This is a genomic window from Streptococcus sp. CF10-1 (genome assembly GCF_024295825.1).
In the GTDB taxonomy this organism is placed as follows: Bacteria; Bacillota; Bacilli; order Lactobacillales; family Streptococcaceae; genus Streptococcus.
In genome coordinates this window covers 1-689 of record NZ_JANCPQ010000018.1, presented here as the reverse complement: position 1 = coordinate 689, position 689 = coordinate 1, and the positions used below count along the sequence as shown (strand labels likewise).

Genomic DNA, 689 nt, shown 5'->3' with positions numbered 1-689 from the left:
GGTCCCGTAGTGTAGCGGTTATCACGTCGCCCTGTCACGGCGAAGATCGCGGGTTCGATTCCCGTCGGGACCGTTTAAGATAACGGAAGTTATTTTAGACTCGTTAGCTCAGTTGGTAGAGCAATTGACTTTTAATCAATGGGTCACTGGTTCGAGCCCAGTACGGGTCATATTTGCGGGTTTGGCGGAATTGGCAGACGCACCAGATTTAGGATCTGGCGCTTAACGGCGTGGGGGTTCAAGTCCCTTAACCCGCATAATAGAAAGTAGCCGGCTTAGCTCAGTTGGTAGAGCATCTGATTTGTAATCAGAGGGTCGCGTGTTCAAGTCATGTAGCCGGCATTTTTTTATATAGAATAAGAGGTCGATGCGAACGTAGTTCAGTGGTAGAACACCACCTTGCCAAGGTGGGGGTCGCGGGTTCGAATCCCGTCGTTCGCTTAGAGAGGCCGGGGTGGCGGAACTGGCAGACGCACAGGACTTAAAATCCTGCGATTGGTAACGATCGTACCGGTTCGATTCCGGTCCTCGGCATATAATAATGAGCACCCTTAGCTCAACTGGATAGAGTACCTGACTACGAATCAGGCGGTTAGAGGTTCGACTCCTCTAGGGTGCATTTTTTTATTTAACGCGGGAAGTAGCTCAGCTTGGTAGAGTACTTGGTTTGGGACCAAGGTGTCGCAGGT

7 tRNA genes are annotated in these 689 nt (G+C 50.8%); all 7 read left to right on the top strand.

The window, feature by feature from the left end:
- The 7 genes from NMM25_RS10520 to NMM25_RS10490 all read left to right on the top strand — a co-directional run bounded on the left by NMM25_RS10520 (nt 1) and on the right by NMM25_RS10490 (nt 619).
- Nucleotides 1–73, top strand: a tRNA-Asp gene (locus tag NMM25_RS10520).
- A 24-nt stretch (nt 74–97) separates the two neighbouring features.
- Nucleotides 98–170, top strand: a tRNA-Lys gene (locus NMM25_RS10515).
- A 5-nt stretch (nt 171–175) separates the two neighbouring features.
- Nucleotides 176–257: transfer RNA gene (locus tag NMM25_RS10510), tRNA-Leu, on the top strand.
- A gap of 12 nt (nt 258–269) precedes the next feature.
- Nucleotides 270–342 (top strand) — tRNA-Thr (locus NMM25_RS10505).
- 27 nt (nt 343–369) lie between these two features.
- A tRNA-Gly gene (locus NMM25_RS10500) sits at nt 370–441 on the top strand.
- A gap of 7 nt (nt 442–448) precedes the next feature.
- Nucleotides 449–534 (top strand) — tRNA-Leu (locus NMM25_RS10495).
- A gap of 11 nt (nt 535–545) precedes the next feature.
- A tRNA-Arg gene (locus NMM25_RS10490) sits at nt 546–619 on the top strand.
- The last annotated feature ends 70 nt before the right edge of the window (nt 620–689 follow it).